General features: G+C 61.6%; 20 protein-coding genes and 2 pseudogenes. 9 read left to right on the forward strand and 13 right to left on the reverse strand.

The features are described 5' to 3' along the window. Positions 1 to 169: 169 nt before the first annotated feature. Positions 170 to 1,186, forward strand: coding sequence for an AraC family transcriptional regulator (locus tag ACYVD0_RS20960; RefSeq protein ID WP_460428593.1), 1,017 nt, complete (start codon positions 170 to 172; stop codon positions 1,184 to 1,186). Positions 1,187 to 1,677: 491 nt separating this feature from the next. After that, entirely contained in the window at positions 1,678 to 2,910 is a 1,233-nt protein-coding gene (locus ACYVD0_RS20965; RefSeq protein ID WP_460428594.1) for an MFS transporter, read from the forward strand. Positions 2,911 to 3,017: 107 nt separating this feature from the next. Here ACYVD0_RS20965 and ACYVD0_RS20970 read toward each other — a convergent pair whose 3' ends face one another. After that, the gene (locus tag ACYVD0_RS20970; RefSeq protein WP_460428595.1) at positions 3,018 to 3,746 is read right to left on the reverse strand and encodes an SIMPL domain-containing protein; all 729 of its coding nucleotides are present in this window, start codon (positions 3,744 to 3,746) and stop codon (positions 3,018 to 3,020) included. Positions 3,747 to 3,897: 151 nt separating this feature from the next. Here ACYVD0_RS20970 and ACYVD0_RS20975 point away from each other — a divergent pair, with 151 nt between their 5' ends. Then, the gene (locus tag ACYVD0_RS20975) at positions 3,898 to 4,278 is read left to right on the forward strand and encodes a hypothetical protein (protein WP_460428596.1); all 381 of its coding nucleotides are present in this window, start codon (positions 3,898 to 3,900) and stop codon (positions 4,276 to 4,278) included. 42 nt (positions 4,279 to 4,320) lie between these two features. Here the strand turns inward: ACYVD0_RS20975 and ACYVD0_RS20980 are convergent. From ACYVD0_RS20980 to ACYVD0_RS20990, 3 genes and pseudogenes are all read right to left on the reverse strand, one after another. Next, positions 4,321 to 4,587: pseudogene (locus ACYVD0_RS20980) on the reverse strand (Fic family protein); the annotation flags it as partial. Between the two features lie 52 nt (positions 4,588 to 4,639). Then, positions 4,640 to 4,705, reverse strand: a pseudogene (locus ACYVD0_RS20985) (hypothetical protein); the annotation flags it as partial. A 43-nt stretch (positions 4,706 to 4,748) separates the two neighbouring features. After that, entirely contained in the window at positions 4,749 to 5,219 is a 471-nt protein-coding gene (locus ACYVD0_RS20990; protein WP_460428597.1) for an RNA-guided endonuclease InsQ/TnpB family protein, read from the reverse strand. 163 nt (positions 5,220 to 5,382) lie between these two features. Between ACYVD0_RS20990 and ACYVD0_RS20995 the strand changes: the two genes are divergently transcribed. Beyond that, complete coding sequence (locus ACYVD0_RS20995; RefSeq protein WP_460428598.1) at positions 5,383 to 5,844, forward strand: hypothetical protein; 462 nt, start codon at positions 5,383 to 5,385, stop codon at positions 5,842 to 5,844. 145 nt (positions 5,845 to 5,989) lie between these two features. Here the strand turns inward: ACYVD0_RS20995 and hrpA are convergent, their stop codons facing one another. The 4 genes from hrpA to ACYVD0_RS21015 all read right to left on the reverse strand — a co-directional run bounded on the left by hrpA (position 5,990) and on the right by ACYVD0_RS21015 (position 14,911). Then, positions 5,990 to 10,069 carry an ATP-dependent RNA helicase HrpA family protein gene (gene hrpA / locus ACYVD0_RS21000; protein WP_460428599.1) on the reverse strand — a complete coding sequence of 1,360 codons (4,080 nt, stop codon included), beginning with the start codon at positions 10,067 to 10,069 and terminating at the stop codon, positions 5,990 to 5,992. A 344-nt stretch (positions 10,070 to 10,413) separates the two neighbouring features. After that, entirely contained in the window at positions 10,414 to 11,829 is a 1,416-nt protein-coding gene (locus ACYVD0_RS21005) for a TolC family outer membrane protein (protein WP_460428600.1), read from the reverse strand. After that, positions 11,826 to 13,151 (reverse strand): HlyD family type I secretion periplasmic adaptor subunit, encoded by a 1,326-nt coding sequence (locus tag ACYVD0_RS21010; protein WP_460428601.1) that lies wholly within the window; start codon positions 13,149 to 13,151, stop codon positions 11,826 to 11,828. The genes ACYVD0_RS21005 and ACYVD0_RS21010 overlap by 4 nt, the downstream gene beginning before the upstream one ends. 14 nt (positions 13,152 to 13,165) lie before the next feature. Then, positions 13,166 to 14,911, reverse strand: a complete 1,746-nt coding sequence (locus ACYVD0_RS21015; protein WP_460428602.1) for a type I secretion system permease/ATPase — start codon at positions 14,909 to 14,911, stop codon at positions 13,166 to 13,168. Positions 14,912 to 15,336: 425 nt separating this feature from the next. On the opposite strand from ACYVD0_RS21015, the gene ACYVD0_RS21020 reads away from it, so the two are divergent. After that, positions 15,337 to 15,609, forward strand: a complete 273-nt coding sequence (locus tag ACYVD0_RS21020; RefSeq protein ID WP_460428603.1) for a hypothetical protein — start codon at positions 15,337 to 15,339, stop codon at positions 15,607 to 15,609. Positions 15,610 to 15,684: 75 nt separating this feature from the next. Here ACYVD0_RS21020 and ACYVD0_RS21025 read toward each other — a convergent pair whose 3' ends face one another. The 5 genes from ACYVD0_RS21025 to ACYVD0_RS21045 all read right to left on the reverse strand — a co-directional run bounded on the left by ACYVD0_RS21025 (position 15,685) and on the right by ACYVD0_RS21045 (position 22,467). After that, the gene (locus tag ACYVD0_RS21025) at positions 15,685 to 17,010 is read right to left on the reverse strand and encodes an undecaprenyl-phosphate glucose phosphotransferase (RefSeq protein WP_460428690.1); all 1,326 of its coding nucleotides are present in this window, start codon (positions 17,008 to 17,010) and stop codon (positions 15,685 to 15,687) included. Positions 17,011 to 17,659: 649 nt separating this feature from the next. Next, complete coding sequence (locus ACYVD0_RS21030) at positions 17,660 to 18,769, reverse strand: glycosyltransferase family protein (RefSeq protein ID WP_460428604.1); 1,110 nt, start codon at positions 18,767 to 18,769, stop codon at positions 17,660 to 17,662. After that, positions 18,770 to 20,029, reverse strand: coding sequence for a glycosyltransferase family protein (locus tag ACYVD0_RS21035; protein WP_460428605.1), 1,260 nt, complete (start codon positions 20,027 to 20,029; stop codon positions 18,770 to 18,772). A 170-nt stretch (positions 20,030 to 20,199) separates the two neighbouring features. After that, the gene (cysC, locus tag ACYVD0_RS21040) at positions 20,200 to 20,793 is read right to left on the reverse strand and encodes an adenylyl-sulfate kinase (RefSeq protein WP_460428606.1); all 594 of its coding nucleotides are present in this window, start codon (positions 20,791 to 20,793) and stop codon (positions 20,200 to 20,202) included. A gap of 15 nt (positions 20,794 to 20,808) precedes the next feature. Next, a complete protein-coding gene (locus tag ACYVD0_RS21045) occupies positions 20,809 to 22,467 on the reverse strand; it encodes a GspE/PulE family protein (RefSeq protein ID WP_460428607.1) in 1,659 nt (552 codons plus the stop codon). A 171-nt stretch (positions 22,468 to 22,638) separates the two neighbouring features. On the opposite strand from ACYVD0_RS21045, the gene ACYVD0_RS21050 reads away from it, so the two are divergent. The 4 genes from ACYVD0_RS21050 to ACYVD0_RS21065 are packed head-to-tail and all read left to right on the forward strand — an operon-like array spanning position 22,639 to position 25,125. Next, positions 22,639 to 23,838, forward strand: a complete 1,200-nt coding sequence (locus ACYVD0_RS21050) for a type II secretion system F family protein (protein ID WP_460428608.1) — start codon at positions 22,639 to 22,641, stop codon at positions 23,836 to 23,838. Between the two features lie 23 nt (positions 23,839 to 23,861). Next, positions 23,862 to 24,299: a type II secretion system protein GspG gene (gspG, locus tag ACYVD0_RS21055; RefSeq protein ID WP_460428609.1), complete on the forward strand. Its 438-nt coding sequence runs from the start codon at positions 23,862 to 23,864 to the stop codon at positions 24,297 to 24,299. Then, positions 24,300 to 24,671, forward strand: a complete 372-nt coding sequence (locus ACYVD0_RS21060; RefSeq protein ID WP_460428610.1) for a prepilin-type N-terminal cleavage/methylation domain-containing protein — start codon at positions 24,300 to 24,302, stop codon at positions 24,669 to 24,671. A 1-nt stretch (position 24,672) separates the two neighbouring features. Continuing rightward, positions 24,673 to 25,125, forward strand: a complete 453-nt coding sequence (locus tag ACYVD0_RS21065) for a type IV pilus modification PilV family protein (protein WP_460428611.1) — start codon at positions 24,673 to 24,675, stop codon at positions 25,123 to 25,125. The last annotated feature ends 169 nt before the right edge of the window (positions 25,126 to 25,294 follow it).

Below are 25,294 nucleotides of genomic sequence, written 5' to 3' on the forward strand. Positions count from 1 at the left end.
CCCTTCCGAGCGGATCTGACGTAGGTCTTCGAATGGCCACTAGCTTCCATCCGAGAGTGGGGAGTCGGCAATAACGAATTCAGCCTAAAAATAGACATTAACGGACAGCACCATTCTGGCCGTTCCCATAGACTCCTTCCCCAGATGTAGGCACCTCCAGGACAGGCCAATGAGCATCGAGCGCTATTCCATCTCCATGCATTTCGCCCGGGTGCTGATGAATGCCGCCCGCCGTCGCGGACTCGACGAGGAGGTGCTGCTCGGCGAGGCGGGCATCAGCCGCCGGCTGCTCGACAACCCCCACCTGCGCATCACCCCCGACCAGTTCAGCCGGCTGATGCGCGGGGTCTGGCGCCTGGGCAACGACGAGTTCCTCGGCATGGGCTCGCAGCGCTGCCGGCAGGGCATCTTCGCGCTGATGGCCAAGCAGGTGGTCCACTCGCGCAACCTGCGCTCGGTCTATTACAAACTCGGCCACTTCTACAACCTGGTGAACGACTCGCTGCGTCTGGAGCTGAAGGTCGAGGGCGAGGAGGCGTCCTTCTCGATGGCGCTGAGCGATCCCGCCCAGGACCCGGACTACCTGCTGCGGGAGTTTCTGCTGCTGCTCTGGCACCGCTTTCCCAGCTGGCTGATCGGCCAGCGGATTCCCCTGAAGTACGTCGCCTTCGACCATGCGGCGCCCGAGCATCTGGCCGAATACCGGCTGATGTTTCCCTGCCCGGCGAAGTTCGAGCAGCCGACCAACTGCCTGGTGTTCGATGCGCGGATGCTCGACGCGCCGCTGGTGCAGACCCCCGAGGCCCTCGCCAGCCATCTGCGGCGGGCGCCGATCGACTGGTTCACCCGCCCGGCCTACTACCCCGTGTATACCCGGCGGGTGCTGGACCACCTGGAAAGATCCGGCGATCTCGCCGGTGCCACCATCCAGAGCACCGCCGCCGCCCTGCACCTGAGCGAGCGCACCCTGCGCCGCCGGCTCTGCGCCGAGAGCACCAGCTTCCAGGGCCTCAAAGACGGCGTGCGTCGCGACATGGCGATCCACTACTTGACCCAGCCCTCCATGCCGATCAGCCAGATCGCCCGGCAGCTCGGCTTTTCCGAGCCGTCCGCGTTCACCCGGGCGTTCAAGCAGTGGACCGGCGAGCTGCCGAAGACCTATCGGGATGCGGCACGCAAAATGTAACTTTTTATTACAAATAAGCCCCCGTGGCCGCTGCCTCTCCCGGCCAGGGCAGCGAAACCGCCTGTGAAGATCGCTACAACCAATTGATTTTAAAAAAAATGAACTGGCTCATTCGATTCAGTGTCATGGAGTGCCCGATGGAGGAGACTACCTGATCCAGGGTTCCAAAGGGCCGATCGGCCGCTTGCACAGCCTGCGCTCGAGAGCCCTCCGCCGCGTCGGCCGAAATTCGTCAAGGGCACGGCAGCTGCCGCTTCCGGCACCGCCCGGCGGCCCGGCCAGAGCGGCCACCGGAGCCTCTCCTGCGCCGGGCGACGGCACGTTGCCGCAGAACGGGACGCGCATGCTCCGCTACAAACCGGCCATATCCCTGAAACCACGTTTTTGAGCGACTACATCAGTTTTCTCGGACCCCCGATGGGAGAATAATGAAGACGCTTCTCCCCCTCCCTTGCTTGCAATCCAACCTATTTATCGACTCGAGGTTCACCATGACGGAGCACGCTCCAGTGGGCGCGCCGCAGCTTTCCGCTCGCGCTGTTTTATTGATCGAACTGGCTTTGGCGATGGGCGGTTTCGGCATCGGCACCGGCGAATTCGCCATCATGGGCCTGATGCCGAACGTGGCCCAGGACCTGAATGTCAGCGAGCCCCAGGTGGGGCATGTGATCAGCGCCTACGCTCTGGGCGTGGTGGTCGGCGCGCCGCTGCTGGCGATCCTCGGCGCCCGCCTGCCGCGCCGCACCCTGCTGATGCTGCTGATGCTCTTCTTCGCCGCCGGCAACTTCGCCAGCGCGCTGGCGCCGGATTATCACACCCTGATGCTGAATCGTTTCATTGCCGGTCTGCCCCACGGCGCCTACTTCGGCGTCGCCTCGCTGGTGGCCGCCTCCATGGTGGCGCCGGACAAACGCGCCAACGCGGTCAGTCGCGTGATGCTGGGCCTGACCATCGCCATCCTGGTCGGCAACCCCCTCGCCACCTGGCTCGGGCAGTGGCTGAGCTGGCGCACCGCCTTCGCCCTGGTCGGCGCCATCGCCCTGCTGACCGTAGCGCTGGTGTTCCTTTACCTGCCAGCGAACCGCCAGGAGGAACCCAGCAACCCCCTGCGCGAGATCCGCGCCTTCAACCAACCCCAGGTGTGGCTGGCGCTGGCCATCAGCTCGATCGGTTTCGCCGGCATGTTCTGCGTGTTCAGCTACCTGGCGCCGACCCTGCTGGAGGTGACCCGGGTGCACGAGGGCTGGATTCCGCTCGGCCTGGCGGCCTTCGGCCTAGGCTCCATCATCGGCAACATCGCCGGCGGCTGGCTGTTCGACCGGCTGCAGTTCAAGTCCGTCGCCTGGGTGCTGCTGTGGAGCACCGCGGTGCTGCTGCTTTTCCCGATGTCCGCCCAGTCGATCTGGACGATCCTGCCGGCGGCCTTCGCGGTGGGCACCATGGTCGCGCTGTCGCCGCCGTTGCAGACGCACCTGATGGACGTGGCCGCCGAGGCGCAGACCCTGGCCGCCGCCTCCAACCATGCCGCCTTCAACATCGCCAATGCCCTCGGCCCGTGGCTCGGCGGTCTGGCCATCAGCGCCGGCTTGGGCTGGACCGTCACCGGCTACGTCGGCGCGGCCACGGCCATCTGCGGCCTGCTGATCTTCTTCCAGGCCTGGAAACTGCAGACCGGCCCTGAGAAAGGGGCAGCGCCGGCCGGGCAGGCCGTGGCGGAGCATTGAGCCACCCTGCCCCTGCGAGAGCAGCAGGCGCCGGCCTGCCGGCGATGCTCCCGGCTGCTCTCGGGAACGGCCAGGCGCCTTGCGGGCAAGCCAGCGCCTGCAACCTTTCAGTCCAGCGCATACTGGAAGGTGCTGACCACCCGCAGGCGCTTGTCGATGGTGCGGCCGCTGTCCTCCTCGCCGCCGTCGCTGTCGAGCACGCGGATCACCCCCTGGTTGGCGTTTTTCAGCCGGCCGAGGGTCGCCCCGGCATCCTCGGCGAACTTCGCCGCCTGCGTCCGGGCATTGCGGGTGGCCTCCTCCAGCAGCTTCGGCTTCACGTCGTTGAAGCCGCGCAACTGATAGCGCAGGCCGGGCTGGCCCTGCTGCTCGGACTCGAGCTGAATGCCCGCCTGGATCAGGGGATCGACCCGGTTGACCACCTGCGCCACCACATCGACCCGCGGCGTCTTCACCAGCACCCTCCCCTGGCCGTTGAAGCGCAGCCCCACATCCCGTGAGGCCCATTCCCGGGTCAGCAGATCCTGGACCTGCAGCGGATGGACTTCGATTTCCCCGGCCTCGAAACCCTGATTGCGGAGGAAAAGCACGATCCGGTCACGATCCATATGCAGGTCCCGCTGTACCTCGCTGAACTTGTCGCCACCGCGCCGAAAGGCCAGCGTCCAGATCGCAAAATCGCTCTTCACATCCAGTTCGGCCAGTCCCTTCACTGTCACCGCACGGTCCCCCATGCGAAAGTGCTCCACCCCCCGCCCCACCGCCCAGCCGGCAAAGGCCAGGGCCGCGCCGATGATCAGGGCGGGAATCCATCCAATACGTATCGTGCTATCCATAGCAGCCATCCTCCCAGGAACTCCCCAACAGGCTAGCCCACGCCACAACGGTCGTCGGGCCGGCTGACGACCAGCGCGGGCGCTTGTCGCCAGTCTTGCGGCTGGATTATGGTGCAGCCACCCCGTTCCTCTGCAGGCAGCCTCCCCCCGCATGTCCACCCCCTCTCCCCGGCTCGGCCACTACGCCCTCGGCGGCATCCTGGCGAGCATCCTGCTCAACCTGCTGCTGCGCGCCTTCGTCAAGGTCGGCGGCCTGTTCGCCACCCTGCTGATCGCTGGCCTGATCGCCGCCGGCATAGCCCTGGTCTTCGCCTGGCGAACCCGTCGTGCGCCCTGGCCCGAAGAGCGCAAGGGCATCGTCCTGCGCTATGGCCTGGGCCTCGGCGTGCTCTACCTCGGGCTGCTGGGCATGATGGAAGAGCAGTACGCCCATGGTCCGGTCGGACTGATGCTGTTCGGCCTGCACTACGCCTGCTATCCCGCGCTGGCCTGGGTGGCGCTGGGGCGGCGCTGGTTCGGGAGAACGGGCTGAGGTTTGGGAAGCGCGCAGACGGAACGGAGAAATCCGCCGCGCTCATGGCACGATCCGGCCCCCAATGCATTTGTCGAACAGAGCGACCAGCGCCCCGTAGTCGCAAACGACGGCATCGACGTTGGCTCGAATCCATTCCTCTTCATCGACAGGCCACCAATCGATCTCATGGCCGGCATTCACGATGATGTGTTCGAACAGAATGCGCTGGGCGCGGCCATTGCCTTCCCGGAACGGGTGGATGACATTGAGATCGCCAAAGAACCCGGCGGCGACGACCCGCGAAGCGCGATGCAGAGGCTCCAGCCAGCCGGTGAGAGGCTTTGTGCAGGTAGTCGGCACGGACATTGGCAATCCGGCGCTGAATGCGCTGAACTCGAGCCTTGGCTTTGTGCCAGTTGCGGCCGAACCTGGTCTTGCGAGCCATCTGGCGCTGGGCCCTGGCCAATCGGTGCTGGTGCCGGGCGAAGCTATTGAGCGGCTCCAGCACGGTTCCCGCTGGCCATCCCAAAGGGTGGCGAAGCGTGCAGCGGAACCGCCACTTCGCCCTCGGTCTGGATCGAGACGTACCAGTGGCCGGCGCTCAGGCTCACCGTGACGCTCTTCACCACCCCCAGCACCTCGCGGCTGTGGCGATAGCGCAGCCAGCCGAGCTTGGGCAGGAAGATGCGCGAATTGCCCTGGTCGAGTTTGATCTGCTGGGGATCGGGGTAGCGGAAGCTGTCGCCCCGGCCTCGCTTCTTGAAGCGTGGGAAATCCGCCCGCTGGGCAAAGAAGTTCTGGTAGGCCCGGTCGAGATCTTTGAGGGCGTGCTGCAATGGATGAACCGGAGCCTCTTTCAACCACGGCGTTTCTTCACCGTTGCGCCAGGCGGTGAGCTGCCTGGCCATGGCCACATAACCGCTGAACTTCCCGCCCGCCTCGCGGTTGACCTGCTGCAACGCCAGCGCCTTGTTGAACTGGTGCGGCCAACCCAGTCATATCAGGCAATACCCCGGTTGGAGTACCAGGAGGTTTCTTTGAGTTTTCAGGCGTCTGGGGCGTCCTGTCCGTCATTTTCATTCCGCTGCTGCTGGCTGTGCGGGCTACTTCGGATACAGAGTGATGACGAGCGTGTACAAGCAGGAGTGGGGCAATGGCGTCGTGATCCGTGCCGACGAGTATGTGAAATCGGGCGACTGGGTTTTCGACTGCGAGTATGGCCGGCTGGTCAGCCGCCAACCGCTACCAATGCCCATTGCGGAACTGGAAAGAGTGGGGAAACTCGACATCGGGCAATCCTATCTGAAGGAGGAAGACAAGGCGCCGGCCAGGGAAGCCCTGAAGGCCATTACCAGCCAGAAAGACTGGCATCGCGAGTTGCGGTACACCTATTCCGCTCTTGATGAGTCACTGCTAGGTGAAACCAGCAAGCTCAAGTCCCATACCTTCAAACTGCTAGCCAAGCACAAGGGGCATACATGGGAAGTCGATGTTTGGCATTGGGTCGGCTATGGCGACAGCGAGTTTTCCGTCTATATCGAGCCTTTTGACGAGGGAAACATGTGGATCATGCCAGAGCCCTGAAGCAGGCGGCTCATAGCTGCCCTGCGCCGCAGTAGCAAGCAGCCCGAGGCCCCCGGTGGAAAACCGCTTCGCGGGTTTTCCACCCTACCCAAGCCAGCAGGCCCCGTAGGGTGGGCAACGCTTCGCTTGCCCACCACAGCCAGTCTCAGGCCTCCACCAGACTCCACTGCTTGGATAGCCGCTTGTCCGACACCGCCATCTTCGTCCCCAACTGCTGCGCGAACAGCGACACCCGATACTCCTCCAGCATCCAGCGGTACAGGGTCAGGTTGGGGTCGCGCTTGCCCTCCTGGGCGTGCTTGGCGGCGCGGGCCCGGTACTGCTCCCAGTAGCCGGCCAGTTCGCCGGTCCAGACGCGGTCGCGCTGGAGCTGGCTGCCGACCTTGTCGAGGCGCTGCTCGATGGCCTTGAGGTAGCGGGGGTATTCGCGCAGCCATTCGGCCGGGGTGTCGCGGACGAAACCGGGCTGGATCAGCCGGGCGAGCTGGGCCTTGATGTCGTTGAGGGCGACGGCCTGGGCCAGGTCGATGCGGCCCTTGAAGCGTTTCTGCAGGTCGTGGCGGAGCTTGAGGATTTCCAGCACCAGTTTCGCCAGGCGGCCGGCATGCTCGGCCCAGGCGCCGCGCTTGCGCTCGGCTAGCGTGGCCAGCGCGGCACCGTCGCGGGGCAGTTGGGGCTCTCCGTCGAGGACACAGGCGTCGAGGCTGGCCAGCAGGACCTCCTCGACCAGGGCGTCCGGTTTGCCCATGTCGCGGTAGAGCAGGCTGAGCTCGGTGAAGCCGGGCAGCTTGCCGCGCAGCTGCCTGGCCGGCTCGGCGAGCTGCTGCAGGAGCAGGCGCTGCAGGGCGCGGCGGTGCTGGAAGTCGGCCTCGGCCTGGGTGGAGAAGCGGTTTTCCTTCACCGTGCAGCCCTCTTCCACCAGCGCCGGGAACACGGTCATGGAGAGGCCGGCGATCTTCTGCTGGGTCTTTTCCGCCACCGGGGCGAAGGCCCTGGCCTCCAGCGGCTGCTGCTCCCGGGCCTGCTGCGGGATGGCCAGGGCGGCCTGGCTGGCTTCGGCGAAGCGGGCGGTCAGCTCGGCCAGATCGCGGCCCTCGCCGAGAAACTTGCCGCGGGCATCGACCACCTCGAGGTTCATCTTCAGGTGGCTTTCGAGCTGAGCGGCGGCTTCCTCCCAGGCCTCCTCGGGCACGCGGGCGCCGGTCATGCGCAGCAGCTCGCGGCCCAGCGCCTCGGGCAGCGCGCCTTCGGCGAAGACGAGCTTGGCCAGCGCCGCCCTGACGAAGTCCGGCACCGGCACGAAGTTCTTGCGGATCGCCTTGGGCAGGTTACGCACCAGGGCCACACACTTGGCTTCCAGCAAGCCCGGCACCAGCCAGTCGAGGCGTTCGGCGGGCAGTTGCGGCAACAGCGGCGCCGGCACGCGGATAGTCACACCGTCGCGCGGGTGGCCGGGCTCGAAGTGGTAGGTCAACGGCAGTTGCAGCTCGCCCAGGCGCAGGCTGTCCGGGTATTGCGCGGCGGTGACTTCGCTGGCCTCGCGGGCCAGCACGTCCTCCTCGCGCATGATCAGCAGCTGCGGCTCCCTGGCGCTCTCGCGCTTGTACCAGCTGTCGAAGCTGGCGGTCTGGTAGATGTCCGCCGGCAGGCGCGCCTCGTAGTAGGCGAACAGGGTTTCCTCGTCGGCGAGGATGTCGCGCCGGCGTGCCTTGGCCTCCAGCTCGTCGAGCAGCTCCAGCAGCTCGCGGTTGGCGGTCAGGCATTTGGCGCGGCTGGCGATCTCGCCACGCACCAGCCCCTCGCGGATGAACAGCTCGCGAGAAACCAGCGGGTCGACGGGGCCGTAGTGCACCGGGCGGCGGCCAACCACGATCAGCCCGTAAAGGGTGACCTGCTCGTAGGCGACGACCTGGCCGCGCTTCTTCTCCCAGTGCGGCTCCAGATGGTTCTTCTTGACCAGATGGCCGGCCAGCGGCTCGATCCACTCCGGCTCGATCTTCGCCACCATGCGGGCGAACAGCTTGGTGGTCTCGACCAGCTCGGCGGCCATCACCCAGACCGGTTTCTTGCGGCCGATGACGCTGGAGGGATGGATCCAGAAACGCCGCTGGCGGGCACCGAGGTAGTCGCCCTCCTCGGTCTTCTGGCCGATCTGGCTGAGCAGGCCGGAGAGGATCGCCTTGTGCACAGCGGCGTAGTCGCGGGCCCGTTGGGCGGCTTCGCTGGCTTCGGCGGGCTTCTGCGCTTGGCCTGGCGGAAGAGCACCGCGTGAAACTTCCGCTCCGGGGGCCTGGCCGGTGGTGGAAAAGGCTGCGCCGTTTTCCACCCTACGGGCATTGCGGCCGGCGTAGGGTGGATGGCCAAAGCCATCCACCGACTTTCCGGTGCCGAGCTTGAGTTCGCGGCAGATCAAGGTGAGCTGGCGGTGGGCATCGCGCCATTCGCGCAGCCGGAGATAGTTGAGGAAGTTCTTCCGGCACCAACTGCGCAGGGCGTTGGAGCCCAGCGCCTGGCGCTGTCCCTCGAAGCCGCGCCAGAGGTTGATCAACGCGGCGAAGTCGGAATCCGGGTCCTTCCACTGGGCGTGGGCCTGGTCGGCGGCCTGCTGGCGTTCCACCGGGCGTTCGCGCACGTCCTGTACCGAGAGCGCGCTGGCGACGATGAGCACCTCCTCCAGGCTGCCCTGCTGGGCGGCCTCCAGCAGCATGCGGCCGAGACGCGGGTCCACCGGCAGGCGGGCCAGTTGACGACCGAGCGGAGTGAGCTGCCCCTCGCGGCTGACCGCCGAGAGCTCCTGCAGCAGGTTGAAGCCGTCGCTGATCGCCTTGCCGTCCGGCGGCTCGATGAAGGGGAAATCCTCGATGCTGCCCAGGTGCAGGTGGAGCATCTGCAGGATCACTGCGGCGAGGTTGGTGCGCAGGATCTCGGGGTCGGTGAATTCCGGGCGGGCGAGGAAATCCTCCTCGCTGTAGAGGCGCACGCAGATGCCCGGCTCGACCCGCCCGCAACGACCCTTGCGCTGGTTGGCGCTGGCCTGGGAGACGGCCTCGATCGGCAGGCGCTGGACCTTCGCGCGGTAGCTGTAGCGGCTGATCCGCGCGGTACCGCTGTCGATTACGTAGCGGATACCCGGCACAGTGAGCGAGGTTTCCGCGACGTTGGTCGCCAGCACGATCTTGCGGCCGGCCGCGGGGCGGAAGATCTTCTGCTGCTCGGCCGGGGTCAGGCGCGCGTAGAGCGGCAGGACTTCAGTATGCTTCAGGTTGGCCTTGCGCAGCACCTCGGCGCAGTCACGGATCTCCCGCTCGCCAGGAAGGAATACCAGCACGTCGCCGGGACGCTTGCCGATCGAGCGCTCATGGGCGGCGATCTCGTCGAGGGCAACGAGGATGCCCTGGTCGACGGACAGATCCTCCTCGACCCGGTTGCCCTCCTCGTCGGTTTCCGCGGCCAGCGGGCGGTACCAGGTGTCCACCGGGTAAGTGCGCCCCGAGACCTCGACGATGGGCGCGTCGTTGAAGTGCCTGGAGAAGCGCTCCAGGTCGATGGTCGCCGAGGTGATGATGACCTTCAGGTCGGGCCGGCGCGGCAACAGGGTCTTGAGGTAACCGAGCAGGAAGTCGATGTTCAGGCTGCGCTCATGGGCCTCGTCGACGATGATCGTGTCGTAGCGTTCGAGGTAGCGGTCGTGCTGGGTTTCGGCGAGGAGGATGCCGTCGGTCATCAGCTTGATCAGGCTGCGCTCGTTGGACTGGTCCTCGAAGCGCACCTGGTAGCCGACCAACTCGCCCAAGGGCGAACCGACCTCCTCCGCCACCCGGGTGGCCACGCTGCGGGCCGCGAGGCGACGGGGCTGGGTGTGACCGATCAGCCCGTGCACACCGCGGCCGATCTCCAGGCAGATCTTCGGCAGCTGGGTGGTCTTCCCCGAGCCGGTCTCGCCGGCGATCACCAGCACCTGGTGCTTTTCCAGCGCCGCCTTGATCTCGTCGCGCTTGGCGGCGATGGGCAGCTGATCGTCGTAGCGCATCGCCGGCACGCTGGTCCGGCGTGCCTCGACCTTGGCGCAGGAGGCCTGGAAGCGCTCCAGCCACTGCGCCAGCTTTGCCTCATCTGGTTTCTTGCGCAGCTCATGGAGCTGGCGGCGCAGGCGGTGGCGGTCGCCGATCAGAGCGTGGTCGAGGTTGTTCGAGAGAGAGTCGAGGGCGGGCGTTGCATCGGTCATGGACAGCCATTGGCGATTCGCTGAAAAGCCGCGATTGTCGCAGATTTCGCTGGTGGGCCGTAGGCGTATGAGGTTTTCGCGGGACAAGCGCCGAATGGGCTTTTCCCTCGGTTTTGACCCCCCGCGTTGCCCTACCTTCTGCACATCTGCAGTCGCCGCCTGGGCAACGGCAGGGGAGCGAAAAGCCAAGTGCCCGAGCACACTCATCCCCTGCCTTGAACTTCGATACTGGCCGCAGAAAGGCCAATGCCCAGCAAGTACTCAGCGCGCGCTCGATCCCCTGGGACAGCGAGCAGGACACTTGGCCCAGGCCCCAGTGATGATCGCCGCCTGCCTGCCCATGTTCATTTCGCGGCGCGCTGCCTGGAGAAGTTTGAATCGCCGCTCTGGGCCAGCCACACGTTGACGCTCTCGATGGTTTGCTCGGACAGCTTGCCGGCCCAGCGATTCAGAATCAGAAGATTGGTGATGAAGTCGTACTGGGCCTTCAACAGGTCACGCTGTGCCTTGTACTCGTTCTGCACATTGGTCAATACGTCGGCTGCATTCACGACGCCGAACTGAAAACCTTTCTCGGCGGCGTCCGTGGACTTCTTTGCCGAGTCAAGCGCATTGCGCGAGGCACGTATCCTTTCCACGCTGGATTGGGCCGTCAGGTAGGCGCTGGTGGTTTCCTTGAACAGCTGGCGCCGCATCGCTTCGAGCTCCTGCTCGGCCGAGGTCCGATCGCTGTGCAATGCCCTGACCCGGGCAGAGGTGGAGCCGCCGCTATAGATGGGTACCTGCACGGCAATGCCGGCCGAGTAGTTGTCATAGCGCGCTGCCGGATTGTTGTCGAAGCCGGCATCACTGCGCAGCGCCGACAGGTTGAGGCTGAGGGAGGGGTAATGCCCGCCCTTGCCTTCCCGGATAGCTGCATCGGCCGCCGCCAGAGCGTCCTCCTTTGCCTTGAGCCCCGGGTTGGCTGCGATGGCACGCTCGATCCAGACTTCCAGGGTTTCCTGAGGCGCCTGGAGCTCGATGTCTTCCCGGATGCGACTGAGCCTTTCCTGTACAGGACGCCCGATGACTTCGGCAAGCTCCTCGCGGCTGAGGCGTACCTGGTTGCGCGCCTCGACCTCATCGGCAGCCAGTGAGTCGACACGCGCCTTAAGGTCAAGGACATCGGTGATCATTGCCATCTGCTTTTCATACAGTGCATTGACACGGTCCAGATTCTTCTGGGTAGCGCGGCGCTCGGCCAAGACCAGTTCGAGCTCGTCATCCGAGGCCAGGGCGACGAAATAGCGCTGCGCAAGATCTATGGCCGCCTCCGCCTGGGCCTCCTCGGCTTCGGAGTTGCCTTGTCGGGCAAGGCTCTTGAATTTCTGATAATTCTCCCAGGCAGCCTTGTTGTAGAGGTGCTGAGATAAAGTAAGGGAATAACGCTCCGTATCGTAGGAGGTGCGAGCGGCATCATCGTCACGCGTGTTGCGGCTGAATACGGTGCTTGCCGAGACTTGCGGCAGCAATTCGCCCAGCGCCTCGCGCTGTCGCTCCTTACCGGACTGAGCACGTGCATAAGCGGCCAGGACCCGCGGATCCTCCAGGCGCGACTCTCGGTACAACTGCATCAGATCGGCGGCATATTCCGATGCTCGGACTCCCTGCTTTTGTGCCGCAGGCGGCAAGGACGGTGCCGAATCGCTCCGCAGGGTTTCGGCCTGTACCGAAACGCTCAGCAGAGCCAACAACATATAGGTCGTGCGGCGCACGGTCACTCCTCGATCAGCGATCTGGCGAGAGCATCGGTGGCCGGCTGTATCAGGTATTGCAGCATGGTGCGCTTGCCAGTGTTGATGTAGACCTCGGCCGGCATGCCCGGCTGCAGCTTGAGGCCTCCCAGGCGCCGGGAACCCTCTTCAGTCAGGCCGATGCGGGTCAGGTAGTAGGGCATACCATTCTTTTCGTCTACGAAACGGTCGGCGGAGACATGGATAACCTTACCTTCGACGACTGGAGTCGTACTGCTGTTAAAACCGCTGAAGCGAACATCAGCGAGCTTGCCAGCCTCGACTCGATCGATATCGATAGGCGAAACCTGGGCCTCGATGACCAGATCGGAAATGGACGGCACGATATCCAGCAAGGACGTTCCCGGGCTGATCACGCCGCCAATGGTATGCACTGTCATACCCAAGATCATGCCGTCCTCGGGGGAGCGGATCACGACACGTCCCAAGCGATCCTCCAGGGCGGATTTCTTTTCCTGCAAGTCGAAGACCTTGGTCTGCACCTCGGCCAACTGGCTGACGACCTCGGCATTGAACTCCTTGTTGAGCTGGAGGATCTGCAACTCGGTTTCATTGATCTGCAAGCGGATCTTGGTGATTTCCGAACGGTGATCGGCCATTTCAGCGCGCATCTTGTCCAGATTTCGCTCCTGCTCTAACAGACGCTGCTTATCGACGAAGCCTTCGGAGAGCAACTCTCTCAGTTCGCCGATTTCCTTTGCGAAAGAATTTTCCAGCCTGCTTTTGGTATGGATCATTCCTTTCAGGCCATTGATCTGCTCGTGCAACTGGCCGATGCGTTTTTCCAGCACGGCGACCTCCCCCAGACGGGAGTTGCGGCGGGCCGTGAATACCTGGGTTTCACCATCGCGGGCCTCGCGGGCGCGCGGACTGTTCAGTTCGATCATGGAGGAGAAGTTAATAGCCTCCAGATCATCACGTTCAGCACGCAGTCGGGCTTCCATCGCCTGCGCCGCGATCAGCTGGCTGCGGGTTACTTCGCTTTCGGCACGAATCTGGGTTTCGTCGAGAATGATCAGCGGATCGCCGGCCTTGACCATATCGCCATCCCGTGCGAGCAGCTCCTTGACGATACCACCTTCGAGATGCTGCACAGTCTTGCGGTAAGTCTGCACGGTCACGACGCCTGGAGCCAAGGCCGCACTGTCCAGAGGGGCAAAGGCCGCCCAGGTGCCGAAGATGCCAAAGGTGACGAAAACTATCAGAAAGCCTATGCGACGCACAGCATGGTCGGACGTTGGCGGATCGGAAAGCATGGGAGTCTCGCGGCTGGTACTCGCATCGGTCATTTGCGTCTCCCTGTTCAAGCCTGGCCGGCCCGGGCGGCATCAGGCGTGGCTTTGGTTGGCTGCCTTGTCGGTTCTGCCTGCTGCTGGGATGCGAGCTCGGCCAGCACCTTGTCGCGCGGACCGTAAAGCGCAATTGCACCGTTATGCATCACCAGCAGAGAGTCCAACTGGGCCAGAATGCTGGTTCGGTGAGTAATGATGAAGATGGTGGCGCGGGTTGCCCTGATTTGCCGGATGGCATTGGCCAAGGCACGCTCGCCCACATCGTCCAGATTGGAGTTCGGCTCGTCGAGGACAACCAGGCGTGGATTGCCATAGACGGCACGAGCCAGCCCGATGCGCTGACGCTGACCACCGGAGAGGCTGACGCCCCCGCTGCCAATCACGGTGTCGTAACCTTCCGGCAGTTGCAGGATCATCTCGTGCACGCCAGCCATTTTGGCAGCCTGGATCACCTTGTCCGGATCGACCTCACCGAAGCGAGCAATGTTTTCGCTGATACTGCCTTCGAAAAGCTCGATGTCCTGGGGCAGATAGCCAATATGCGGTCCGAGCTCCCGCTTGTCCCAGTTATTGATGTCGGCCCCGTCCAGGCGCACCACGCCGTGCTGTGGAGCCCATACGCCGAGAAGTGCCCTGGCAAGGGTGGACTTGCCCGAGGCACTGGGGCCGATGATGCCGACGACCGAGCCGGCCGGCACGGCAAATCCGATGTTCTTGAGAATCGGCGTCTTCGAACCGGGCGCACTGACGATCAGGTTTTCCACGAGGACATGCCCCTCGGGCGCCGGTAGCGACATACGCTCCTGGTCGGACTTCTGCTGATCGAGAATCTCGTTGAGGCGGGCATACTGTGAGCGAGCGGTAATGAAGCCTTTCCAGCTGCCGATCATCAGATCGATCGGCGCCAGAGCCCGCCCCAACAGAAGAGAGCCGGCAATCATCGCTCCCGGAGTGATTTCCTGATGGATGGCGAGATAGGCCCCCACTCCAAGAATCAGCGACTGAACAAGCATTCGGAAAGTCTTCGAAAGGGAGGTGACGAGACCGCTCTTGTCGCTGGCAACTGACTGTAACTGAAGAACTTTTTTCTGACACACATCCCAGCGAGCCATGAGGCTATGGAGCATCCCCATGGACTGGATCACCTCGGCATTGCGCAGATTCTTGGTGGTATGGAGATTGGCTGCGATGTTTTGCTTGTTGGCTTCTGCCAAGGTTTTGCCGGTGAGCCTTTCATTCAACACTGCCAGGCAAAGCAGCACGATCGCACTGGCAATGGCAATCCAGCCATACCAAGGATGAAAAAAGAACATGACCCCGATATACACCGGTAACCAAGGGGCATCGAAAAATGCGAAGAGGCCACTCCCCGTGAGGAATTGCCGCAGGCCGGTAAGATCGTTGAGTGGCTGTGCCGAGGCATCCATTCCGCCACTGTCCAGCGCCCGTTTGAAGCTCGCCCGATAGACATCGCGCCCCAGCAGTGCGTCGAGCCTGCTGCTGATACGGACCATGATGCGCGAACGTGTCCACTCCAAGGACCCCATGGTCAGCATGAGAGCGGTCATGATCAGGGTGAGCATCGCAAGCGTGGTCGTACTCCCGCTGGTCAAGACCCGGCCATACACTTGGAGCATATAAAAGGAAGGGACCAGCATCAGCGCATTGACGAAAAAACTGAAGAAGCCAACCGAAATGAAACTGCTCCTGCAGATTTTGAGGGCAGCCTGCAGGCTGTTCTCACGTACATTACGCATACTGGGTCGCTCGGGTGGAGTGAAAAGAAAGGCGGGACGTTATCACACACGATCCGGACTCCAAAGACCGAATGCCTCCGTTCCGACCAATGTCCCTTTGGCGCCTGGACAACCATGTCCCGCCTGACTACACTCAGCGCCGATCTAATTAATGAAAGCACTTAGCCATAAAAATGCCATTAGAATAATGGCAAAAAATCGGGGTAGCGTGAAAAACAATTGCAAGTATATAAAGATAAAGCAAGGCAATGAACCAAAGTCAAGAGAATAAAATAATTCATATGATTGTTCCAGAGCCTATCATTACTTACTGATTTAATTATTTTTCCTCCTTTTCTTATAGAAGACAAATCAAAACTCTTGTCGAATTAATTTCAGTGACCAGGAATAAATCTTCGTGGCGGCTTGATCTTCAGGACAATCGCATGAACGATCTTCTCCCTTCCCCCATTCATGGGAGAGGGAGTGAACGGCTGCACCTGCCCCCTTCTATGCGATTGTCCCGCCTTGATCTTGCCCAGTGCCAGCGCCTCATCCTTGCAAGCTTGGGAGTGGCGGGTACGGGTTTGCTTGCCCTGCCATGGTTCACCTTGCTGCAGCGTATCTCTATGGAGCGTCGACTGGCACTGGCTGAGCGGAGTGGCATCAGCCAGGCCGCCGAACAGCCTGGCCTGCATCCCGCCCAGCTTTACGGCTGACCGAGCAAGCCGAGGAGGTGGCCATCGCACAGACTGGCCCATCCAATAACGCCAATCTGCATAACGCTCCAATAATCAATAGGCGTTCTTGTTGACGAACCCCTTGAACACCGTCAGGAAGATGATTTTCAGGTCCAGCCACAGCGACCAATTGTCGATGTACCAGAGGTCGAACTCCACCCGCCTCCGCATCTTCTCCAGGCTGTCCGTCTCGCCGCGGTAGCCGCTGACCTGCGCCCAGCCGGTAATGCCCGGCTTGACCTTGTGGCGCTGCATGTAGGACTCGACCAGGTCCTTGTAGTACTCGTTGTGCACCAACGCATGGGGCCGCGGGCCGACGATGGACATGCGCCCCTGCAGCACGTTGAAGAACTGGGGAAGTTCGTCGAGGCTGGTGCGCCGCAGGAAAGCGCCCAGGGGGGTGACTCGCGCATCGTTGCGACAGGCCTGGGGCACCTCGCCGTTCGACTCTTGGTGAACCACCATCGAACGGAACTTGTAGACCTTGAAGCGCTTGCCGCTGATGCCGGTGCGGTACTGCTTGAACAGCATCGGCCCCCGCGAGGTGAGCTTGACGGCCAGGCCGATCAGGACACAGGCAGGCAGGATCAGCAGGGTAATCGGGATACCGACCAGCAGGTCCTCCAAGCGCTTGATAAGTCGGGCCGGCCCATCCATGGGGCTGCAGCTCAGATCGAGGGTATACAGGCCGGCGATATGGCTGATCCTGTGGTTGAGCAGGCGGATGTCCCCCCAGTCGGGAATGAAGCGTATCTCCACCGTATGGTGGCGCAGCGCGTAGAGGATCGAGCGAATGGCCCCCCCCTCACTCAACGGCAGACAGAGCCACACCTCGTGCGCGCCATGCTGCCTGACCTCGGCGACCAAGGTGTCCAGCCAGTTCGAGGCGTGGCTGAACGGCAGACTGTGAACCACCTTGAAACCATGCTCGCCAAGGGCGCGCCCGTCCCTCAACTGACTGGCGGAATTGCCACCCGAATCCACTAAAAGCACCGTCTTCAGGTTATTGCCCGAAGCACGCAGACGGCGTAGCAGCAAAAAGGCTGAAAGGCGCAACAGCAAGCTCATGGACCAGCCGAGTAGCAGCATGCCGACAAACCAGAATCGCGAATAGCTTTCCGATACCTTGAGCAGGAAGGACAGCGAAAGCAGGATGCCTGCTGCGGCGAGCCAGGCGAAGGACAGCACACTGAACTGACGCAAGAAGGGTTGGCCACGCTGCGAGCCGTAGACGCCACCCAGCGCCAGGCAGAAAACGACAGTGATAGCACCTAACAATGTCGCCGTATTATAACGCCCCGGCATGTCAAAATCGTCGAAACGGAAGAAGTAGGCCATGAAACCCGCAACGACGACGAATAATAGATCCAGCAGCGCCACAAACAAAGGAACAGGATAGCGCTCAGCGAAAGTGGGTTGAAAACGGGGAATCAAGGCGTGTCCTTTTAGAGTCCAAGAGTACGCGGTCGCGCAAAATCAAAAATAAAAAGCTTCGACCTTGCCGGTCACGTCTGTTTACAGCGGCTTACAGCAGCCGTTACTCACAATAGTCACAGCATGAGCAAAATCTGGATATCATAACGCCTGTGCTTGCCTTGGGCATTTGCATGATCGACAACCGACCATAGACATCATCAGCCGATTGTCCCATGTGCTGGTCGCCAGTTCGTACCGGATGGCCGTCGTGTTGAGTCTTTAATTCAGACCAAGGCGCAGGCTGGGGTCATGGCACACCCCGCAACCGACTGAGCCAGTGTGCTTGACCAGTAGACAGCGATAGACCAATACCAGCCATGGCCGGGCTTGCCAATCACACAGACAAGGGCTGCCAATAGTAACAATCAGGCCGTGCTGGCCCATCATGGCCACGCAAAAACCTGAACTGTAATTGTAGAAAACATGTAGACCGATGAGGGATGGAAGTGACGACATCCCGCCCCCCATGAACGAACAAATCAATTATCGCTGCGCCTAAAACTCATCAAATCCTCTTACTATAGAACGAGCTTATTCGAAGCTTGCTCACCACTCAATTAAGGGGATACCAGCGAATCAAAAGCTTCTCATACTCACCCAGCACCTTGCTCCACGAATAGTCTGCCTGAAAACGCTCATGGCTCGCTGCCTTCATACTCATGATAGACGCTTCATCCGCCAGTAGCTCATCGAGCAACCTGGCGCAAGCCACCTCATCCTTGAAGTAGACCGCCTCAGGTCCAGCCACCCACCGATTGAATTGATTGTCATGAGCAATAATCGCACAACCCGCTCCCAAGGCATCGACCAGGGAAGGGTTGGTACCTCCAACACGATGGCCATGTAGATAAAAGCGGCTAAAAAAACGCAATGCCTGAACTACTGCAGGCTCATATATTGCCCCCGGAAAGACAACCTCATCACTTGCAGCATTCATGACCGCCCGATGAAAAGGATTACAGTCCGGGTTTAAATTGCCCAGTACAAGCAGCTTATGATTGCGAATGGTCCGACTGAAGGCGCGAACGATTTCCAGCAAGGAATTTTCTGGCTCCGGGCGCGCGATGACGACAGAAAATTTTCCCGGCTCAACACCATAGGGAACAAGCTGAAGCGGATCGGCACTGAGGATTTCGTCGGCACCATAGGGAATCATGGTAATCCTCTCAGGTTTCGTGCGTGTAACCAGATGTTCCTTGATCTCGGGATGATCCGCCACCAGATGATTGCCGATTCGGCATGCGGCACGCTCATTCAACCAGAACCAAGCCTTGGCAAACCTTCCCCATTTAGCACGACGCCATTCGATGCCATCCATATTTATGATATTGGTTTGCCCCTTGACCCGCTGCAGCAGATTGAAAATCGCCGTGTTATATCCCAGCGTCAGAAAAAGACCTTCTTGAGATAACGCATGGCAGGTAGCCTTCCAGTCAAACACCACAGAACCCAGTTCGTTATCTCGCGGTACTGGAATCTCGATACGGCGAATGCCATTCCAGAGACTTTCCGAGCAGCCTCCCCGACCGCTCCCCTGGCAATAAACGGTGACCTGCCAGCCCTTGCCGACGAGAAACAGCGACAACTTTTCTGCAAAGGATTCGAACCCGCCATGGCAGGCAGGCACTCCCCGAGTGCCTAAAATATTCAGTTTGTAGCTCATTCAGGCTCTCGAAACTGTTTTGAACAGGGCGCATATAAAGAAAAACAGGAGAGCAGGCAGCACAAGCAAAAAGCCGATCAGGCCTGAAGCCCTTCTTGCCGAAGCCATGCCAGATTTCGACACCACCGTACTCAGACGCTCGGCAAAGCGCACCCAGGAAAAGAACGGAGCCAGATCCAGCAGCGACCGATGCATTTCAGAAAGCCGCTCGGGAGAATGGCTGAGCGTCAAAAGCGCCTCGGACAACGTGGCCTCATCCACCACCAGACCGCCGCCCCTGTGCTCCAGTCTTGCCCCCCATTCGTCGTCCATGTTTTGCACGATTGGCAAGCCCAAAGTCAGGCAATCAAAGTTCCGTGTTCTCGACGCATAGTCGTTCTCATAACCCTCAGCGCCCCACACCAAAGAGACATCGAGCCCCGACCAGTGCTCGAAGCGCCTGGAAGGCTCAATCCAGGGCAGAAAAACCACATTCGTCCTGGCCGCGGCATCGGCGAAACGCAACAATTCGGCCTGGCGAAGTTCATCGACACCGAAAAAAATTATTTTTATATTCTCGTTCCCGGCGATTGACTTCGAAATCTCACGCATCACCGAATCGAGATCGAACCACTCATAAGCCCCACCCAGCCACCCCACCAGGAAATCCTTTTCCTGGAATTTCTGGTCGGCCAATTGCCCCAGCAGTGCTCTCCCCCGCTCCTTGTCGAAAGCCTGATATGCATCGCAACCGAAAGGTATTATGGAAATGCGCTGGAAGTCATGGGTCAACAAAAAAGGCGCCAACAATCCCCTGAACAGATCCAGTTGCCGCTTGTTTGCCACAACCACACTGTCGAAGGCCAGTGCCCCCAGAAGGTTGCGCGCAATATTGAAATAACTCTTCGCTAGTCTTCTCACCTGAACGGAACGCTTGTTGCGAGCCATGAGAACATCCAGCTCGATCCACTGTGGAGCATAACCGTCCAGAATGATTTTCTTCCCCCAAAACCCCGCGACAAGGGCCAGCAACAGGATCACGGGACCGCCCCCGTGCAAAACAATCACATCTGCAAAGGCGAACGAGCCGATTAGTCTGAAAATATCGGAGACAGCAACAAATCGGACCTTGGGTGGCAGTCTGCTGCTATCAGCCGATCGCCCACCTAGAACAACCTCATGTCCCTGACAAACCAGCTCGCGCGCCAAAGACAAATAACGAATCTCGGGGCCACGCAAATTGGAGAGATAATTTCCCTTATACAAAAGCAAAAACTTCATACCACTCCCAGCCACTCGAGTTTCAGGCAATAAGTTGCAAATCTTCCGCCAGCCTGACGGCCAAGGACCTGGCATGCTGCCGCAACTCCGGAACAGCAGTTGCTTCCCAGAAATGGGCTTTGAGCATTGCCCCTATATAACTCAGCCAGGGCAACACCCTCCCCTGTGCGTCATGCCTTTTCCCACTTATCCAGATAGGCCAGTATCCGCCCTACTGCCGCCGGCAAGTCTTCTTCGAGGGTATTGATACGAATATGCGGATCGACCGGAGGCTCGTAAGCGGAATCGATACCCGTGAAGTTCTTGATCAGTCCCGAACGCGCCTTGCCATACAACCCCTTGGGGTCCCGACGCTCGCACTCGGTCAGCGGCGTATCGATGAAGATTTCGATGAAGGCTTCATTGCCAATGACCTCCCGTGCCATGGCCCGATCCCGCTGGAACGGGGAGATGAACGCGGTGATCACGATCAGACCGGCATCCACAAATAACCGGGCCACCTCGGCGATACGGCGTATGTTCTCCTCCCGGTCGGCGTCGCTGAAACCAAGATCGCGGCACAGCCCCATGCGCACATTGTCACCGTCCAGCAGATAGGTATGCCGGTCCCGCTCGACCAGCGCCAGCTCGAGCGCATTGGCAATGGTCGACTTGCCAGCCCCGCTCAAGCCGGTCAGCCACAGGGTGACCGGCTTCTGCCCCTTCGCCTGCGCTCTCAGCGAGGCATCCACGGCCAGCGCCTGGGACATAAGGTTCGTACTCATGCTCCTGATACCTCGTCAGAATTCCTGTTCGACATAAGCAACACGCATAACCTCCTCGATGCTGGTCAAGCCCTTGCTGGCCTTGATCAGCCCATCCTCCAGCAACCCCCGATGCCCCTGGCTCTTGATCAGCGCCTTCATCTCCTGCAAGGGCGCCTGGCGATTGACCAGCTGCTGCAGGGGACCGGTCAGGGGGACCAGTTCGTATATGCCCATCCGGCCGCGATAGCCGGTCTGGTGGCAATGCGCACACCCGCACGCCCGCTTCCAGCTGCCCTCCGCGGCACTGCGTCCCATGGCCTGCCAGGCAGCCGGCAGGGCCGGCGCCTCGTCGCTCACCGCACAATGCTCGCAGAGCTTGCGCACCAGGCGCTGCGCCTGCACGCCACGCACCGAAGCGGCTACCAGAAAAGGCTCCAGCCCCATGTCCACCAGCCGGGTAAAAGCCGAAGCCGCATCATTGGTATGCAGGGTCGACAGCACCAGATGCCCGGTCAGGGCAGACTGGATAGCGATCTGCGCGGTATCCAGATCGCGAATTTCACCGATCATGATGGTATCCGGGTCCTGGCGCAGGATGGCCCGCAGCGCGCGGGCGAAGGTGTAGCCGATTTCCGCATGCGCCTGAATCTGCGTCACGCCCGGCACCTGATACTCCACCGGGTCCTCCACCGTGATGATCTTGTTGCTGCCATCGCGCATCTCCTCGAGCGCCGAGTATAGGGTCGTGGACTTGCCGGAGCCGGTGGGCCCGGTTACCAGCACGATGCCGTTGGGGAATGCCAGCCACTGCCTGAGCAGCTCGATATGATCGGACTCGAAGCCCAGACCGCCCAACGACAAGGCTCCGCGGTTCTTCGGCAACAGGCGCATCACAATCGATTCGCCAAAGACCCCCGGCGCCGTAGAAACCCGGATATCCATATCCTTGCCACTCAGGCGCAAAGTAATGCGGCCATCCTGCGGCAAGCGTTTCTCGGCGATATCCAGCCCGGCAATCAACTTGATGCGCGAACCGATCGCGGGGTAGCGCTCATAGGGCTGCACCATCCGCGTGTGCAGGACGCCATCGACCCGCATCCTCACCGTAAAGCGGGTTTCCTCCGGCTCGACATGAATATCCGAGGCTCCCGAATCGACCGCCTGCGCCAGCAGGTTGTTCACCAGCTCGACGACCGGAGCCTCCTCGATCAGGCTCTTGAGAGTCTGGCTGTCGTCACGGAACAAATTCGATACGGCGCTCTCCTTGCGTACCTGGTCGACGAGATTGTCCACATCCTGGGCGCGAGCCAGATAGCGCACCAGCTCCCGGTCACCGAAGGAATAACTCAGCAGATCCACGACCCGCGAATCGTTCGGATCCTTGGCCAGTACATGCAGCCTGTCGACCTCCTCCCACAACAGAACATTGTTGTCGAGCAGCCAGTCGAGCCGCAGCGAAAGGCCGGACATGCAAGCATAGACAGTAGCCGGGGCCGGCATATCGGCGCCCTCCATGACGGGCAGGCCCAGCTGCTCATGCAGCACGCCCAGCAGGGCATCCTCGGAAAGCGCCCCCATGCGAATGAAAATGGAACCGAGCCGGCCTCCCGCATGCCGCTGCAGGCCCAAGGCACGCTGCACATCATCCTCACTGACCAGCCCGGCCCGGACCAGCCGCTCACCCAACCTCATCGCCAACCCTCGGAATACCAGCGGGAAAGCACCCCCAAACCCACGGGGTACTCATGCACATAGCCGGGCATTCTATCTTTCTTTCAGGCGCAGGGCTTTCCCCAAAAAAACGCCAATCCTCTACAATGCCGCCCCCTAACAGGCGCAGACGTCCCAAATCAGGTTCGCACCATGAAATTCGCCTACGAAGGCTTCGATGCCCAGGGAGAGCGGCAGACCGGCCTGCTGGAAGCCAATGGCAAGCTCGAAGCCTTGCGCCAGCTGCAGGCCAAGAACATCACCCCGGTCGAACTCAACCCCCTGGAAGACAAGCGCAAGCCCGGCATTTTTACGCCCCGCCTGACCCGGCAGCACATCACCCAGGCGCTGCATGAGCTCACCCGGCTGATCGAATCCGAAGTTTCCATCGCCGAATCCATCGAAGCCATGGTCGATGCCGGCCACCACGAAAAGATCGATCATGCCTTTGCCGGTATCGCCCGTGCCCTGCAGCACGGCGAATCCTTCTCGGAGGCGCTGGCCAACTGCGGCCTGCCGCTCCCCGGCTACCTGCTGCACCTGGTCAAGGCCGGCGAACTCACCGGCGACCTGGCTGGCGCACTCAAGCGCGCCCAGGAAAAAATGGAATATGACGAGCGCACCGCCAACGAACTGCGCAACGCCCTGACCTACCCGGCCATTCTGGTGGTCTCCGGCGTTGCCGCCGTTCTGCTCATGTTCATCGTTGTCGTCCCCAAGTTCAGCGGCATGCTCGCCAAGAACGCAACCGATCTGCCCTGGCTGGCCACCTTCGTCCTGACCACCGGCACCTGGTTCAATGCCCACTGGGATCTGCTGCTGGCCGGACTCGCGACCGCGCTCGCCGGCGCCATCGGCGCCCTGCGCCAGCCCCGCCTTCGCGCCGGCCTGACCAACTGGCTGTCGCGCCTGCCAGTCATCGGCCGCTGGCTCAACGAAACCGACATGGCCAGTTGGTCCTATACCCTGTCCGCCATGCTGGGCTGCAAGGTCGACCTGCTCGCAGCCCTCGAGCTTTCGACCCACGCCATGCGCATCCCCCGCCGGCGCGCCGCCATGCAGGAAGTCATTCGTCTGGTGCGCTCGGGCAAAAGCGTCTCCAGCGCCCTGGCCGAAACCCATACGCTGAACCGCACCGGCATCAACCTGGTAAAGGTCGGCGAACGTACCGGCCGCGCGGCAGAAATGTTGTCCTCCCTGGCCAGCCTGTACGAAGACAACAGCAAGAACCGCATGAAGAAACTGCTGGCCCTGATCGAACCGGCCGCCATCCTGCTGATCGGCTCGGTCATCGGCGTTATCATCCTTGGCATCATCCTGGCCATCACCAGCGTCAACGACCTGGCCATCTAAACCCACCGGAAACCACCACTCCCATGAAACCGCTTATTCGCCATCGCACCCGGCAACGGGGCTTCACCCTCATCGAACTGCTCGTCGTCCTGGTGATCCTCGGCATGCTGGCCGGCCTGGTCGGCCCACGTCTGTTCTCCAACGTGGACAAGTCCAAGATCAAGACGGCGGAAACCCAGGTCAAGATGCTGCGCGGCTCGCTGCAAACCTACCGGCTCGACGTGGGCTCCTATCCCACCACCGCGCAAGGTCTCGCCGCCCTCATGAAAGCCCCCGGCGACACCCGGAACTGGCAAGGCCCCTATCTGGAAGACGAACTGCCGAAAGACCCCTGGAGCAATCCCTACGAGTACAAGGCTCCGGTCGACAACCTGCAGGGCTTTGCCCTCTACTCCTTCGGCGCCGACGGCAAGCCCGGCGGCGAAGGCCAGGATAGCGACATAGGCATCCTGGAAAAATAAATGCGGCAGCAGCGCGCCTTCACCCTGCTCGAACTGCTGGTCGTGCTCAGCCTCATCGGCCTGATAGCCGGTGTCGTCGCCCCCCGCTTCATCGACATGGGCGACAAGCTGACTCTCAAGAACCAACTGCTCGAAGTGCGCCAGAAAGTCAACGGCATCCCCTTGCTCGCCCTGCGTAGCGGCAGCCTGCTGCGCATCGACGAGCGGGGCGCCCCTGTCGAGCTGCCCGACGCCTGGCGCGCGACTGCCAACCCGCCGATCATCTACCAGAGCAACGGCAGCTGCCTCGGCGGCCAGATCGAAATCTGGCAGGGTGAAATCCACCGTCACAGCGTCCACCTGCTGCCGCCATTCTGTCAGTGGTCCTCCTGAAATGCCCGCCTGCCGCGCTGGCCGTCCAGTACCGAAACGACAACGGGGATTTTCCCTGCTCGAAGCCATCGTCGCCCTGGTCATCCTCGCCGGCGCCTGCATGGCGCTGTTCGCCTGGATCAATACCAGCCTGCTGCAACTGCAACGCGCAGAACTCTACGTGGATGCCAGCCCCGCGCTGAAAAGCGCCATGCAGTACCTGAAAACCGTCGATCTGGCCCAGCGCCCCACCGGCACCTTCGGCTCGGGCGCCATCAGCGTCGACTGGCAGGCCAGCGCCCTCGAAACGGACAGCACCCGCAGCGCCGAATATGGCGGCAGCAACTTCCTGCTCTCGCTCTATGCCGTCAGCCTGACGGCCCGCTCGGCGACACGCAGCCTGCCGGCCCTGCATACCCGCATCGTCAACTACCGGCTGAAACCCGGCCTGCCCGATCCTGCCGATGGCCTCTGAAACCCAGCCCTTTCAAGGTCTTCAGCCGAACGCCGATCGGCTGCTTGCCGGCAAGGCTGCAGGAGCAGATTTATCTGCGATTGGCGGCAAGAGCAGAGGCATCGCGAATAAATTCGCTCCTACCGAAACGGTATCAACCGCACTCCCCCGGCTCTCCCCCCATGGGAAA

Source organism: Azotobacter armeniacus (assembly GCF_054779355.1).